Source organism: Bradyrhizobium roseum (assembly GCF_030413175.1).
Taxonomy (GTDB): Bacteria; Pseudomonadota; Alphaproteobacteria; order Rhizobiales; family Xanthobacteraceae; genus Bradyrhizobium; species Bradyrhizobium roseum.
This window is the reverse complement of record NZ_CP129212.1, coordinates 2,267,741-2,280,190: the sequence shown is the minus strand read 5'-3', so window position 1 is coordinate 2,280,190 and position 12,450 is coordinate 2,267,741. Positions and strand designations below refer to the sequence as shown.

At 65.4% G+C, this 12,450-nt stretch carries 13 protein-coding genes; 3 read left to right on the top strand and 10 right to left on the bottom strand.

Annotation, left to right across the window (positions count from 1 at the left end; translation table 11 throughout):
- Positions 1-4: 4 nt before the first annotated feature.
- On the top strand, positions 5-664 hold the full coding sequence (locus tag QUH67_RS10760; RefSeq protein WP_300946654.1) for a PEPxxWA-CTERM sorting domain-containing protein: 660 nt from the start codon (positions 5-7) through the stop codon (positions 662-664).
- Between the two features lie 86 nt (positions 665-750).
- On the opposite strand, the gene QUH67_RS10755 is transcribed toward QUH67_RS10760, so the two are convergent.
- From QUH67_RS10755 to QUH67_RS10715, 9 genes are all read right to left on the bottom strand, one after another.
- Positions 751-1,371: a prepilin peptidase gene (locus QUH67_RS10755; protein ID WP_300946653.1), complete on the bottom strand. Its 621-nt coding sequence runs from the start codon at positions 1,369-1,371 to the stop codon at positions 751-753.
- The gene (locus QUH67_RS10750) at positions 1,368-1,985 is read right to left on the bottom strand and encodes a hypothetical protein (RefSeq protein WP_300946652.1); all 618 of its coding nucleotides are present in this window, start codon (positions 1,983-1,985) and stop codon (positions 1,368-1,370) included. Before QUH67_RS10750 ends, QUH67_RS10755 begins: the two co-directional genes overlap by 4 nt.
- Positions 1,982-2,590, bottom strand: a complete 609-nt coding sequence (gene gspM, locus QUH67_RS10745; protein ID WP_300946651.1) for a type II secretion system protein GspM — start codon at positions 2,588-2,590, stop codon at positions 1,982-1,984. Before gspM ends, QUH67_RS10750 begins: the two co-directional genes overlap by 4 nt.
- Positions 2,587-3,696, bottom strand: coding sequence for a PilN domain-containing protein (locus QUH67_RS10740; protein ID WP_300946650.1), 1,110 nt, complete (start codon positions 3,694-3,696; stop codon positions 2,587-2,589). Before QUH67_RS10740 ends, gspM begins: the two co-directional genes overlap by 4 nt.
- A 185-nt stretch (positions 3,697-3,881) precedes the next feature.
- Positions 3,882-4,544, bottom strand: coding sequence for a prepilin-type N-terminal cleavage/methylation domain-containing protein (locus tag QUH67_RS10735; protein ID WP_300946649.1), 663 nt, complete (start codon positions 4,542-4,544; stop codon positions 3,882-3,884).
- The gene (locus QUH67_RS10730; RefSeq protein WP_300946647.1) at positions 4,541-4,987 is read right to left on the bottom strand and encodes a type IV pilus modification PilV family protein; all 447 of its coding nucleotides are present in this window, start codon (positions 4,985-4,987) and stop codon (positions 4,541-4,543) included. Before QUH67_RS10730 ends, QUH67_RS10735 begins: the two co-directional genes overlap by 4 nt.
- Positions 4,984-5,424, bottom strand: coding sequence for a GspH/FimT family pseudopilin (locus QUH67_RS10725; RefSeq protein ID WP_300946646.1), 441 nt, complete (start codon positions 5,422-5,424; stop codon positions 4,984-4,986). The genes QUH67_RS10730 and QUH67_RS10725 overlap by 4 nt, the downstream gene beginning before the upstream one ends.
- Positions 5,421-6,686: a type II secretion system F family protein gene (locus tag QUH67_RS10720; RefSeq protein ID WP_300946645.1), complete on the bottom strand. Its 1,266-nt coding sequence runs from the start codon at positions 6,684-6,686 to the stop codon at positions 5,421-5,423. The genes QUH67_RS10725 and QUH67_RS10720 overlap by 4 nt, the downstream gene beginning before the upstream one ends.
- A 14-nt stretch (positions 6,687-6,700) precedes the next feature.
- Complete coding sequence (locus tag QUH67_RS10715; protein WP_300946644.1) at positions 6,701-8,476, bottom strand: GspE/PulE family protein; 1,776 nt, start codon at positions 8,474-8,476, stop codon at positions 6,701-6,703.
- 131 nt (positions 8,477-8,607) lie between these two features.
- Between QUH67_RS10715 and QUH67_RS10710 the strand changes: the two genes are divergently transcribed.
- Positions 8,608-9,513 (top strand): type II secretion system protein GspK, encoded by a 906-nt coding sequence (locus QUH67_RS10710; protein ID WP_300946643.1) that lies wholly within the window; start codon positions 8,608-8,610, stop codon positions 9,511-9,513.
- 117 nt (positions 9,514-9,630) lie between these two features.
- Entirely contained in the window at positions 9,631-10,779 is a 1,149-nt protein-coding gene (locus QUH67_RS10705) for an IS110 family RNA-guided transposase (protein WP_300946642.1), read from the top strand.
- Positions 10,780-11,273: 494 nt separating this feature from the next.
- On the opposite strand, the gene QUH67_RS10700 is transcribed toward QUH67_RS10705, so the two are convergent.
- Positions 11,274-12,431: a hypothetical protein gene (locus tag QUH67_RS10700; protein WP_300946641.1), complete on the bottom strand. Its 1,158-nt coding sequence runs from the start codon at positions 12,429-12,431 to the stop codon at positions 11,274-11,276.
- Positions 12,432-12,450: the final 19 nt, after the last annotated feature.

The following is a 12,450-nucleotide window of genomic DNA, read 5'->3' as shown; positions in this document are numbered from 1 at the left end:
AAATATGCGGATTTTATCGTTTGGTTTGATTGGTCTCGGAGCCGCGCTTGCATTGACTTCTCTTGTCAGTCCAGCGGCGGCCGTCGTCACGTTCGATCAGAGCCTGGCGTCGGGATGGTACCAAGGGGCCGGCACCAGCAACGGCCATTTTGCCGTCGACACCGGCGCCAATGGGGTCGAACTTGGCTTGCGTGCCTCGATTCGATTTGTCGGACCGATCACGCCGACAGGAAATGTTTATTTTGCACCAACGGGCAGCACGCCGCCCGGCAGGGCACTGTGGAATTTCGAGTTCTCGGTGAATCCAGGCTCGTACGAGGATACTTATTCGCTACTGACGATTACCGGTCCCGGGGGGAGCTTGGCGTTCGATCCGACGCAAATATCGGACAATAAGCCAACCGGTGGGTCATTCGATCAGAACAGCGAAAACCTGGGCTTTGCTTTTCTGGGCGGCCCGATCAATTTCAACCCCAATGTGTCCGGCATCTACACCTTCGACCTGAAGCTTTTCAGTTCGGAAGACGCGCTCCTGGGCGGCGTCTCGATCCAGGTCAATGCCATTCCCGAGCCGTCGACCTGGGCGATGCTGATCCTTGGCTTCGCCGGCATAGGCTTCATGGCTTATCGCCGGAAATCACGACCGGCCGCGATCACCGCGTGAAGTCATCCAGGTCGGTGGAAGCGAAAGGCCGCCTTCGGGCGGCTTTTTTGCGTGCCCGTGCGACACGTCCCCAAGCGCCGCCAAGTTTAGATCGGCTGCGGTCCCAAGACCCACACCCACCACAGTCCGATCGCCAGATGCGGCCCGAACGAGATCGCCTGCTTGCCGTGCAGTTCATGCCCCTGCGCGCGCAGGATCAGCAAGCTGACCAGGGCTGACACCACCGCGATCAACAGCACGGCCGGAATACCGTCCGCCCCGACCCAAAGCGTGCCCGCCGCCACGAACTTGACGTCGCCAAAACCCAGGCCGTCATGGCCGCGCAGCCAGCGATAGATGGCACGGAACAGCGACACGGCGGCAAAGATCAAGGCTGCCTCCAGCCCGCGCCACCAAAAATCTCCCGTCCCCCACAGCCAGGCGTACAACGCGCCGCCGGCGGCCAGCGCCAGCACCATGCTGTCCGGAATGATCCCGTAGCGGGCGTCAATAGCGCAAACAGCGGCCAGCCAAACGCCGAGGTAGCAGGCCGCGAGTGCGGGCAGCGGCCAGCCGGGGTCGTCCGCGAGACCGATGGCGAACCAGATCGCGCCGGCGACCAGGCCCCATGCCACGACCACATACGGCCGCCCGGCCGGTCGTCCGGTCAGCGCTTCGCTCAGAAAACGACCGGTGCGGTCACCGGTCCTGCGCAGCGCGCGTATCATCTCCCGCTCGCGTGCAGCGGCAGCGTGAGCTTCTCGCCCTGCCCCTCCAGCATGACGTGATCGGGGGTCACCGCGGTAACGCGCCAGCCGCCGACCTGACCGTTGAGTTCCACCCAGCTGCCCAGCGGGCTTTGCGCCGTGATCAGGAACGCCTTCGCTACCCCCTCGCTCATGAACACCCCTTTGAGGGTCATGCCCGGGTCCAGCGTTGCCACCACCGGCGGAGGTGGCGCCAGCGCGACCGGTTCGGGCGCGACGACGACCTGCCGGTTCCGCGAAAACAGCGGGCGTTGCACGATGTTCTCATAGCCTGCGGCTGCGCGTGCGCCTGAGCTCTTGGCCGCCGCTCCGCTCGTGCCGAACCTGGCCGGGGCGGTCACCGTGGAAACCTCAAGCGAAATCACCGCGCCCAGCGTCATCGCGCCGGCCAGCGCGATCCAGCCCGCCAGTCCCACGATGAGAACCCGCGTTGCAGGCCGCAGCGAAGTCAGCTCGCTCCGACCCGGCAGATCGCTCCGGCCGAGCATGGCGGCAAGCCCGGCGGCTGCGAATTGCCGCGGCGAACCTGCGAGGCCCGACAGCCGAAGCTGAACTATTTGCGCCAGGGAGGTCATGGCGCCCGCCCTGCCGGGGCCGATCCGGGCCTCGCTTGTTGACCATCCATCGCCTGCTCGCGCCCGGACTGCGCACCGCCGCGGATGGCGCCCTGGACCCTGAGTTCCGCGCGGATCGCACTGTCGTCACCATCCGCCAGGCTTCGGAACGCGACGGTCGGGACAAACAGCAGCGGCGTCTGGTTCTCGATCGTCGAGATCATGTCGCGCACCGCCTTTAGCGGCCCTTCCAGCTCCATGCTCACGGCGACCATGTGCAACGGCTGGGATCGCCCGCCCTGCAAGCCCCGGATCGCGAGCAGATTGACGCCGGCATTCGTCGCCATCGACTTCAGGCTGGCCTGCAGATCGGCGCTGGCGACGCGTTCTTCGTTGCCGGGCAGGAAGGGATCGCCGGATTTCCCGGCGCTGCCGACCGACTTCTTGGCCGCGCGCGCGACGTTGTGGAAATGCGCGAGCTGCGCCGCATGGTCCGAAATCTCTTCTCCCCGATCGGCAAAGTGCCCCATGATCGGCGCCAGAAAGAAGACGACGACAAAGAACAGGGCGGCGGCGTTGAAGGCCATGAACGGCGTTCCGCGCGCCAGTTTCAGATTCTGGATCATGGCGCGACCCGGGAGCGTGCGGGCGTCGTGCGCGCGCCACGCAGCCTGAACACCATGCTGAAGCGATCCTTGCGCTCGTTCGCGTCCGGCGTGATCGCGGATGTCAGCGAAGCACCCGAAAACAGCGGCGACTGGTCGATGACGCGAACGAGCCGCGCGGCATCCGCCGAAAAACCCGATATTGTCACGGCGCCGTCGGCGATGCGGGTCTCGGTCAGAAAGGTATGCTCGGGCAATATCCGCGACAGTTCATCCCACACGGCCAAAACGCCAACGTCAGCCTTCATCGCGAACAGGCGCGCCGCGGGATCAAGGCCATCCCGGCCGCTTTGAGCGGCCTGCCGGGCCTCGGCAACGGCCGTCTCCAGCGCGGCGGCAACGCCGGCCTGGCGCCATTCGAAGACGACGAGGCCCAGCAGCACGGCGCCGAGCGCGGCAGCTGCCAGCAGCCGGACCGCCCGCAGCGCCCACGCCGGGTCCTCGTCGCTGACGGCGCGGAAGGCGATGACAGGAACGGCTTCGCCGCCGGCATCCGCGACCGCCAGACAGTCGACATCCTGCGACGCCAGACCGAGCCCCGACAGCGCCGCCTCGACTCGATCGCGCCGGACGATCCAGTGGCACATCGGCACGACGCCGCCTGATTCCGGCCCAACAGAGGTCGCTGCGTGCCATATCTCCGAAAGCTGGAATGGCGTTCGCCGCACGATCTCCTGGTCGAGAATTTTGGGCAGCGCGCCGAAGGCCGCCTTGGGCACACTCAACTCGCGCAGGAAGAACAACTCGCGCGAAATCACGGGTGCGATGGTGGTCGCCTCCCGCGTCACGCCCTGCATGACGAGCCATAAATCGAGCGTGGCGGCGTTGAAGAGCGGCAACGCAAACCGGGTTTCCGTCGGGCCCTTGGCGGACACCAGGCGGCAAACGACGCAGTCGCCGTCTCCCCAGAGCGTCACCTGCGGCCGTGCCTCGCCCTCGGCCCATTCGCGCCAGCGCGCCGGCGCGGCGTCGCGCAAGCCCGACAGCCACCATCGCGCAAAGTCCCTGCCCCACGCCGTGAGGACGTGGAGGCCACCGGCACGGGCTGGCAGGTCGGCGACAGGCATGATCGTCACTTCTCGGATCGCGGCAATCGATTCGAATGCGGGAGAGCCTATTTACTAATTCTTTACGAAGGGTAACGAGCGGCCGCAGGCCGGCGGCGTGACGTTTCCGGCGCACTTGAGAGCCTGCTTCAATTGCATTTCATCGTTGGATTTCAGCACGATATTTCCATCTCCGGAACCGCGCCTCAGCCCTGGCGCAACGCCACGATGGCGGCGGGCTCGTTGCGCCGCGCGTCCTCGAATTCGATCCGGATCGAAACCAGGTCCGGCAGCCGCTCGGCGCGAGGCCAGTCGGCGCGCCAGGCCGGTTTCACCTTGGGATCGAGGGTGCCGAAATATCCGATGCGGATGTCGCGGACGCCGCTGAGCACCACGACCCGGGTGGCGTCCGGCTCCGGACTGTCCTTCGCGCGCGCCCGGTCGAACGGGGTAAAATCGGCGACGAGGTCGCTGCCGCTCCGCCGCAGCACGATCCTGTGCGGCCCGCCGCGCAGCGACCGTCCCTCGCTCAGGCCCACGAAGGCGACCGCCTCGCTGCGACCGTCGAATCCGCTCGGCTCCTTTGTGCGCGTGGCGTCCTTTGGGCCTGACGTCTCCGGTCGAACCGGGAGTGCCGATCCCACCAGGGCTGCGACGGTCTGGATCGCAGCACTTGTCTCGCCTGCAATCTCACCTGCGCGATCGGTGGCAAACGCTTGCCGGGCCATCGCTAATCCGCCGGCAAGAAAACCGGTGAGGATCGCGAGGATCGCAAGCGACAGCAGCAGCTCGATCATCGTCAGCCCCTGCTCGCCGCTCCGGCGAGCGGCGACGCGTGCGATCAGCCGGCTGCGAACCATGCGCGTCATGGCTTGGCCTCCGGCGCAAGCTTCAACGCCGCGAGCCTCGTGGCGGTGCCGTCCGGCGCCTCAACCGCGACTTCAACCCAGTACGACCGCAACGCGTTGCCGGCCGGGGCCGGCCGGGCGACGCCTTGCGGCCCGCGCGCGTCGGTGGCGGGACGAAGTTCGGTGACGGTCTGCCGCCAGCGGAACTTGTTCGCGATGACGCCTTCGCGAGTGCCCGGCGCGAGCGCCTCGGTGATGCCGGCGGCCTCCAGGCGCGAGTGCGCGACCCTGAGCGCGGTACGACTGATCTGGGTGCGCGCGTCAGAACGCATCGCGACCACCACGCCGGTCAGTATCGCGCCGAGTCCCAGCGCCAGAATGACGAAGGCGACCAGGATTTCGATCAGCGCGAATCCGCGCTCGCCGCGCCGGATTGACCCTCGCCTGGATCGCACACGCCTCATGGCATGAGCCGCGGTTCGCCGGTCAGCCAGTTGACCGCGATGCGCGCCGACCGTCCTTCCAGCATCAGGGCGATCTCGCCGCCGGAGGACTGGCCGTCGGGGTAAAATCGGATGCCACCGCGGTCGCCGGCGCGCTCGGTCTCGGCGACCACCACCGCGGCGACCATTCCGCGCGGCAGCGCGTGCATGGCATTCGGCAGGCCGAAGCGGCCTTTCTCCAGGTCGATCCGGAACAGCGTTTCGGCGTTGCTCGACATCGCCTGTGCGCGAGCCAGTTGAAGCGTTGCGGCGACGGATCGGGCCGTGACGGCGACGCGCGTGGCGACCGCCTTCGGTTTGGCCGACAGCGTGCCCGCCAGAACCAGCGCGATGATGCCGATGACGACCAGCAATTCGGCCAGCGTGAACCCGGCCGACGATCGTGCGGGGCACTTCATTGGAAGGCGAGATTGTTGATCGACAGCACCGCGCTCATCACATGCATGATGAGCCCGCCGATGCTGCCGCCGATGACGAGCGTCAGGGCCGGCGTCAACAGGCCGACCATCCGCTCAATGCGCCGCTGCAAATCGGCCTCGATCACGCCGGCGACCTGGATGAGTTTTGGACCGAGCTGGCCGGACTCTTCTCCGACCGCGACGAGGCGCAGCGATGCCGGCGGCAACAGGCCGTCGCCGTCGAACGCGCGATGCAGCGGCGTGCCTTCCGGAACCCGCCTGATGGCGCGCTCATAGAGCGCATTCAAATAGCGGTTGGTAACCAGCGCGCGCGCGGTCTGCATCGCCGACATCAAGGGCACCCTGGCCACCAGCAGCGTGCCGAGCGCCCGCGCAAAACCGCCGGCCTCGCGGTTTCGAATCAGCGGACCGATCACCGGCAACGCGCATTTCAGGCGGTCGGCGCCCAGCATGACGTCCAAATTTTGCCTGGCCTTGCCCCACAGTGCAAAGCCGGCAGCGCCGCAAAGACCTGTGGCCAGCAGCACCATCAGCCAGTTTTCCTGAACTTCCTCGAAGAAATGCAGAATGCCTGGAAGCGGAAGGCCGGCATCGACGAAGATCGGCGAAATGCTGGGTATCAGCACGAACACGATGACGACGACCGAGACCAGCGACATCGCGATCAGGATCATCGGGTAGACGAGCGCCGACGCGATCTTGTTGCGGATCTCGAGCCGGCGTCCGAGCAATTCGGCAATCTGGGTCAGCACCTGCCCGGTAACGCCTCCGGCCTCGCCGGCGGCCAGGATCGCCCGGTAGTCCGACGGAAACACGTCGGCGCGCTGCGCCATCGCCTCGGAGAGCTGCAACCCGGCCAGCACGTCCTTGAGAAGTCCTTCGGCAAGGCGAACGGTTTTGGCCGATGCGCCCGGTCCTGCGATGATCCGGAAGGCGGCATCGAGCGTCAGCCCGGAATTGGTCAGCGACGCCAGTTCGACCGTGAAGGCCGTCAGCTCCTTCAGGCTGAAGCGGCTCGATTGAACGAGCTCGCGCTTCCAGATCGACGTCTCGGCTTGCCGCGGCGAGGCCAATTCCTGGCCCGACCGCACGGTCACCGGGTCGGCCACGCCATACGTCTCGAACGGCGTCAGCCCCGAACCGTAGAGCGCGTCGATCGCGGCCTCGAGACCTTCGGCAACGATCGTTCCCGCGGTAACCGCGCCGCGCGCCGTGTAGGCCTTGTATTGAAAAACTGCCAAGGACCGTGCTCCCTTCAGGACGCGCGGGTGACGCGAAGGACTTCGTCGAGCGACGTCTCGCCGGCCCCGACCTTGAGCAGGCCATCCTCGTACAGCGTGTGGAAGCCTGACTGGCGCGCGATCTGCTCGATCGCACGCTGGTCCTGGCTTCGTCGGCCGATCGTTTCGCGGATATCGTCGTCGACAACCAGCAATTCAGAGATCGTGGTGCGGCCGCTATAGCCGGTATGGCCGCAGGCTTCGCAGCCGACCGGCCCGCGGCTATTCGACCAGTCGATCGCAGGATGGCCCGCGATCGCCATCTTGAGCTTGCCATGGGCGCGCTCGCCGGCGCTGTGCGGTCGCGCGCATACGGAGCACAGCTTTCTGACCAGGCGCTGCGCCATCACGCCCGCGATCGTGGATGCGAGCAGGTAGCGTTCCAGCCCGATGTCGATCAGGCGCGTGATCGCGGCAATCGCGCTGTTGGTATGCAGGGTCGAGAACACCAGATGGCCGGTCAGCGCCGCCTGGATCGCGATCCGCGCGGTCTCCAGGTCGCGGATTTCGCCGATCATGACGATGTCAGGGTCCTGGCGCAGGATCGATCGCAGCGCCATCGGAAAGTCGAGGCCGATCTGCGGCTGGACCTGGATCTGGTTGATCCCGGAGAGCTGATACTCGATCGGGTCTTCGACGGTGAACAGTTTCAGTTCGGGCCGGTTGAGGTCCTTCAAGGCCGTGTAGAGCGTCGTGGTCTTGCCGCTGCCGGTCGGGCCGGTGACCAGAATGATGCCGTTCGGAAGCGCCATCAGCCGCTGCAGGCTTGCTTGCGTCCCCCCGTCGAGACCCAGTTTGGTGAAGTCGAGTTCGACGCGCGTGCGGTCGAGAATTCGCAACACGACGCTTTCGCCGAACACCGTCGGCAGCGTGGAGACGCGGATATCGATCTCGACGCCGCGAACCACGGTCTTGATGCGGCCGTCCTGCGGCAACCGCCGCTCGGCAATGTCGAGCTTGGCCATGATCTTCATGCGCGTCGTCAGCGCCGCCCGCAGCGTCGCGGGCACCAGCCGTTCCTGCTGCAAGAAACCGTCGATGCGGTAGCGAACCGCGACCGCATCGCGGCCGGGTTCGATATGCACGTCGGATGCGCCACGCTCGACGGCCCTTGAGATGATCTGATTCACCAGCCGGATGACGGGGGCTTCGTTGGCGATGTCGCGCAACCGTTCGACGTCGAACTCGCTGGCGTCACTGCCCGCGAGCGCGAGACTGTCGGATTCCTCGGATTGCGGCTCGGACACCGCGTCCTGATACAGCGTGCGCAACGCCCGCTCGATTTCCGCCGGCGCGATCACGGCAAGGTCGACGCGGACGTCGAGCATGTAGCTGATGGCCTTCGCAGGCTCGTCGGCGAAAGGATCGGCGGTCGCGATCACGAGGCGCCTGCCGTCAAACGAGATCGGCAGGATCCGGTTGGTCTTGAGGAAGGAAAGCTGCAAGCGGTCCGCCAGCACAGGGCGCGCGGGCAAATCCGCCGCCTCGATCGGCGGCAGGCCGCAATAGGTGGCGTAAGCCAAACAGAGGTCAGCCTCGGAAATCAGGCCGAGCTTGACCAGCACGAGATCGAAACGCTCGGAGGCCGCGTCAGCCGCGCGCCGGGCCCGGCCGATCGCGGCCGGATCAATCAGATCCTTGCCGAGCAGCAGGTCCGAAAACGCCTGCGCGAAGCCGGCATCGCTCGGCTTCGGCAACGTCGCTCCTTGCGGCGCGGCCGGGCGCAACAATTGCTGGATATCGAATGCCATTCGCGCGCTCGATGGTTTCGCGGGATCTGCGTCGGCGCAATCTTAGGAGGATTTTATTAACCAAAGCTTTGACGCTTTGTTTGCCATTGCCGCGTAAACATCCGCCAAGGACGCCGGGAAGGCATATCGACGTGGCACAGCGGCCAAAGGCACGAACGGACCGGTGTCCAGCCGTTGACCGGCCGGACGGAGCGCCCCTGCCCGGCGCCGACAACCGCCAGTCAGGCTTCGCGCTGGTCGCCGTAATCTGGACCCTGGGCCTGATTACGCTGCTTGGCATGGCCGTCATCGTCGGCGCGCGCTACCGCACCAAGACCTCGTCCAACTATGCCTCCGTGACCGCGGCCGAAATGGCGGCGGAGAGCGCCGTCAACCTGGCGATATCGGCGGCGCTGACCGCGACGCCCGAACAGGCCGTTAACTTCCCGTTGCGCTGCCGCCTGCCCGGCGGCGAACGCGCCACCATCACGGTCGAGGAAGAGACCGGCAAGGTCGACCTCAACACGGCGAGCCCGGCCGCGCTGACACGCCTGTTCACCGCGCTCGCCGGCGATCCGTCGCAAGGCACCCGCCTCGCCGCGCAGATCGTCGACTTCCGCAAACCGAAGACACAAGGCACACCGGCCGCCGCAGCACGCTTCACCACCATCATGGAACTGGACCAGGTCGACGGCATGCCGCCGCGGCTGTTCCGGGCGGCGCTTCGCCACGTCACGGTTCGATCCGGGAAGCCGGAGCCCGACATGGAAGCCGCCTCTCCTTCCATGCGCCGGCTGCTCAATTTCGAGCCGAAGCCGAACGCCACCAAGCGGGGCGTGCCCGCAGGCGGCAGCATGACGATCCGCGCCGATATCGATAGCCCGGACGGCACGCGCTTCATCCGCGAGGCACTGGTCTCGCTGGAGGGCGGCAACGGGCTGCCCTACGTCATTCGCGAGTGGCGGCGCGGGGATATCGATCCATCGGGCCTGCGGCAGGACCCGCCCCGAGCGGCGCTGCGCGCCTGCCTGCAGGTTCGCCAAGCGGCGGCAAGCTGATATTGCTTCCGACACAAATATCGAAAACAACCCCATGCAAAGTAGATTCCATGGGGCGGTGAGCGTGGCCTTTCCGATAGGTTTGGGTTTGCACACTCGAACCATCGGAGAAGTCAGATGCAAGCATCGACCGCAGTCACGCCCACCGCGGACCATATTGGCACAATTTTCGTTTCGATCGAACTAAGTCAGAAGACCTGGCTGGTGACGCTGCACAGCCCGGTTCGTGACCGGATCTCCCGCCACAAGCTCGAGGGAGGCAATCAGGTCGAGTTGCTTGCCCTGATCGAGAAGATCAGGGCGCGGGCGGCCGAGAAGCTGGGGTCTGTGCCGCGCGTCGTGAGCTGCTACGAGGACGGCTATGATGGCTTTTGGCTGCACCGGCTGCTGCTGACGGCAGGCATCACGAACTACGTCTTTGATCCCGCCAGCATTGCCGTGGACCAGCGGTCGCGGCGGGCGAAGACGGACCGGATCGACGGCGAGTTGATGCTGCGGACCTTGATGGCCTATCTGCGGGGCGAGCCACGGGTGGTCCGCATCGTCCGCGTCCCGAGCGTGGAAGCCGAGGATGCCCGGCGTGCGAGCCGGGAGCGGGATCGTCTGGTCAAGGAACAGACGGCCCATACCAACCGGATCAAGGCGCTGATGCGTCTGTCGGGCATGGCGGTCGGCAACCCGCGCCGACGGGACTGGCTCAGCTTTCTGGAGCAGCAGCGGGATTGGGAGGGGCAGCCGTTGCCGCCTCATTCGTTGGCCGAAGTGAAGCGCGAACACGCGCGCCTGACCATGGTACGCGAGCAGATTGCGGCGTTGGAACAGGTACAGACTGCACAGGCCTGTCCCGTTCCTCCTCCGATGGCGGAGCGGCGATCAAGCCTGCAGCGGCTCAAGGCGCTCGGCCCGGCCTTCACCGCGACGCTGGTGAACGAACTGTTCTACAAGGACTTCCGCAACCGGCGCGAGGTCGCCAGCTACTGCGGATTGGTGCCGAGCCCCTGGAAGAGCGGCGGCATCGACCGCGAGCAAGGCATCAGCAAGGCTGGCAACCCGCGGGCGCGCAACAAGGCGATCGAGCTGGCCTGGCTGTGGCTTCGCCATCAGTCGGACAGCGCGCTCAGCCGCTGGTTCCGCACCCGCACCGCCAATGCCGGCAAGCGCGCCAAACGCGTCGCCATCGTCGCCCTGGCGCGCAAGCTGATCGTGGCGCTGTGGCGCTACCTCACCACGGGCCTCATTCCGGAGCAGGCAATCATGAAGGCATAAACCAACACCTCGCCGCGCCCGTGCGGGGATGGATGATGACCGTGCCATCTAGGGCTTCAAACGTCGTTTTGTAGATGGGTCTCATCCTAGCCAGGCTTCCTTGCCGCAAGCATGCGGAAGGTGGGTCCGGATCTAACGATCCGACCGGATATGAGGTGATGCAGTGAGCTGCAGAAATCTTCGGAAGCCAATCCTCGCCCGGAGCCCGGTCGGCGCGCTGCGCTACGCATGGCTCCACGCGCCGCCCTACCACCGTCAAACCCCTAACCCAAACCAGGAGAACAGCCTTGACTCTCAAATTCCCATATGAGGATGGGGCCGTCGCGGACGCCGGAATATACAGGTCGAAGGTATTTTTTTACCTCAACGCGAAACCCAGTGGCGCGATGCGTACAGGACGTCCGTTCGGGTTAGGCCGACAGGGCTTCGTCGACCGGCCATGTGTAACAGCTCTATTCGCTGACGTGACCAAAGCAACGTAACGGGCGGGAATTTCAAAGCGTCAACTCGACATCGATGATAGCGCGCGAGCCGACCTTGTAGGGCCCCCACTTGGCGCTCAACTGCTTATTGTTGGCGTCCTCGACGGTTATCTCATGCTCTGCGCCCGCGAGAACCGAGTAGCCGCCCGTTTGCGGAAACCTGCCCTTGTTGCGGACGAAGTACTGCAGAAAGCGATATCGGGGAGACGAACCGGAAATTGCTCCGACGGCCTGATCGTTGATTAGCACGACGACGCTGCCCTTGGACTTATCGCGCAAGAGCGTAACGGCGATCCAAGCCTCGGTCTTGACCAGCTCCGGCTTTTTCGGCTGTTCCTGCGAACTGGTCGGACGAAAGCCGAAATTCTGGAAGATCCGGTTCACGCCCGCGCTGCCGCCGGCGATTATCATCGCCGTAAGGAGGGATCCGGGCCAACCCTTCCAACTGTCGAAGGTATAGGAGCTGTCGGTGTAAACGCTGATCAGCTGGCTGGAGATGTCGAGATTGAAGAGCCGTACCAGCAGAAGCGAGAACAGGAACGCCACCAGCGCATTCATGCTGCGGGAGTCGAAGTAGTCGAGGAACGGCCGCCAGCGAAACAGCAGCGCCAACCCGCTTTCAACCAGCACGGCCAAGACGAACAACACGAACAGGGCCTTGAACGAGGCGTCGTAAAGCTTCCCACTATCGAGCGTCGGCGCCAGCGGGCGCACGTTGACCGTGATCTGAGGTTGCGCCACGCCATTCAGCGTGTAGGTGACGATATCGTCCAGTTCTCGCGCGCCGGCTGGTGGCATGTAGATCAGCGTCGTTTGCGGCGGCGCACCGGACGACGTCTTGGTGACGATCCCCCCGCGCGCCGCGGTTTCATTTGTGACGCTTCCCGCGAGTTCGCGCTTGAGGATGACGACACCGCCGGGCGCGACGTCCACCGGCTTGTTCTCCTGCGAATGCGCCGGCGCCACGACGAACGCCAGCAAGATTAGCACGCAGATCGCAGCCTGCCCGAGTCGTAATGCACCCAACATACGATGCCCCGTTTCGACCGTCCGGCCCCTGCACCACCCTCGCCCCCGGAGACAACGTCGTCGGAACGCGCACGGGCGTGTCCCTGGATAGCGTCGTCGCCGGGCAAGCGTCGCTGCGGACTGGCCATCCTTTTCATTCAATCATCAGTTGCATAATTAT

Coding starts and splice junctions, on each gene's coding strand:
- QUH67_RS10750 (WP_300946652.1), bottom strand. CDS start 1,985: ATGACCTCCCTGGCGCAAATAGTTCAGCTTCGGCTGTCGGGCCTCGCA.
- QUH67_RS10760 (WP_300946654.1), top strand. CDS start 5: ATGCGGATTTTATCGTTTGGTTTGATTGGTCTCGGAGCCGCGCTTGCA.
- QUH67_RS10755 (WP_300946653.1), bottom strand. CDS start 1,371: ATGATACGCGCGCTGCGCAGGACCGGTGACCGCACCGGTCGTTTTCTG.
- QUH67_RS10735 (WP_300946649.1), bottom strand. CDS start 4,544: ATGACGCGCATGGTTCGCAGCCGGCTGATCGCACGCGTCGCCGCTCGC.
- QUH67_RS10715 (WP_300946644.1), bottom strand. CDS start 8,476: ATGGCATTCGATATCCAGCAATTGTTGCGCCCGGCCGCGCCGCAAGGA.
- QUH67_RS10725 (WP_300946646.1), bottom strand. CDS start 5,424: ATGAAGTGCCCCGCACGATCGTCGGCCGGGTTCACGCTGGCCGAATTG.
- QUH67_RS10740 (WP_300946650.1), bottom strand. CDS start 3,696: ATGCCTGTCGCCGACCTGCCAGCCCGTGCCGGTGGCCTCCACGTCCTC.
- gspM (WP_300946651.1), bottom strand. CDS start 2,590: ATGATCCAGAATCTGAAACTGGCGCGCGGAACGCCGTTCATGGCCTTC.
- QUH67_RS10730 (WP_300946647.1), bottom strand. CDS start 4,987: ATGAGGCGTGTGCGATCCAGGCGAGGGTCAATCCGGCGCGGCGAGCGC.
- QUH67_RS10705 (WP_300946642.1), top strand. CDS start 9,631: ATGCAAGCATCGACCGCAGTCACGCCCACCGCGGACCATATTGGCACA.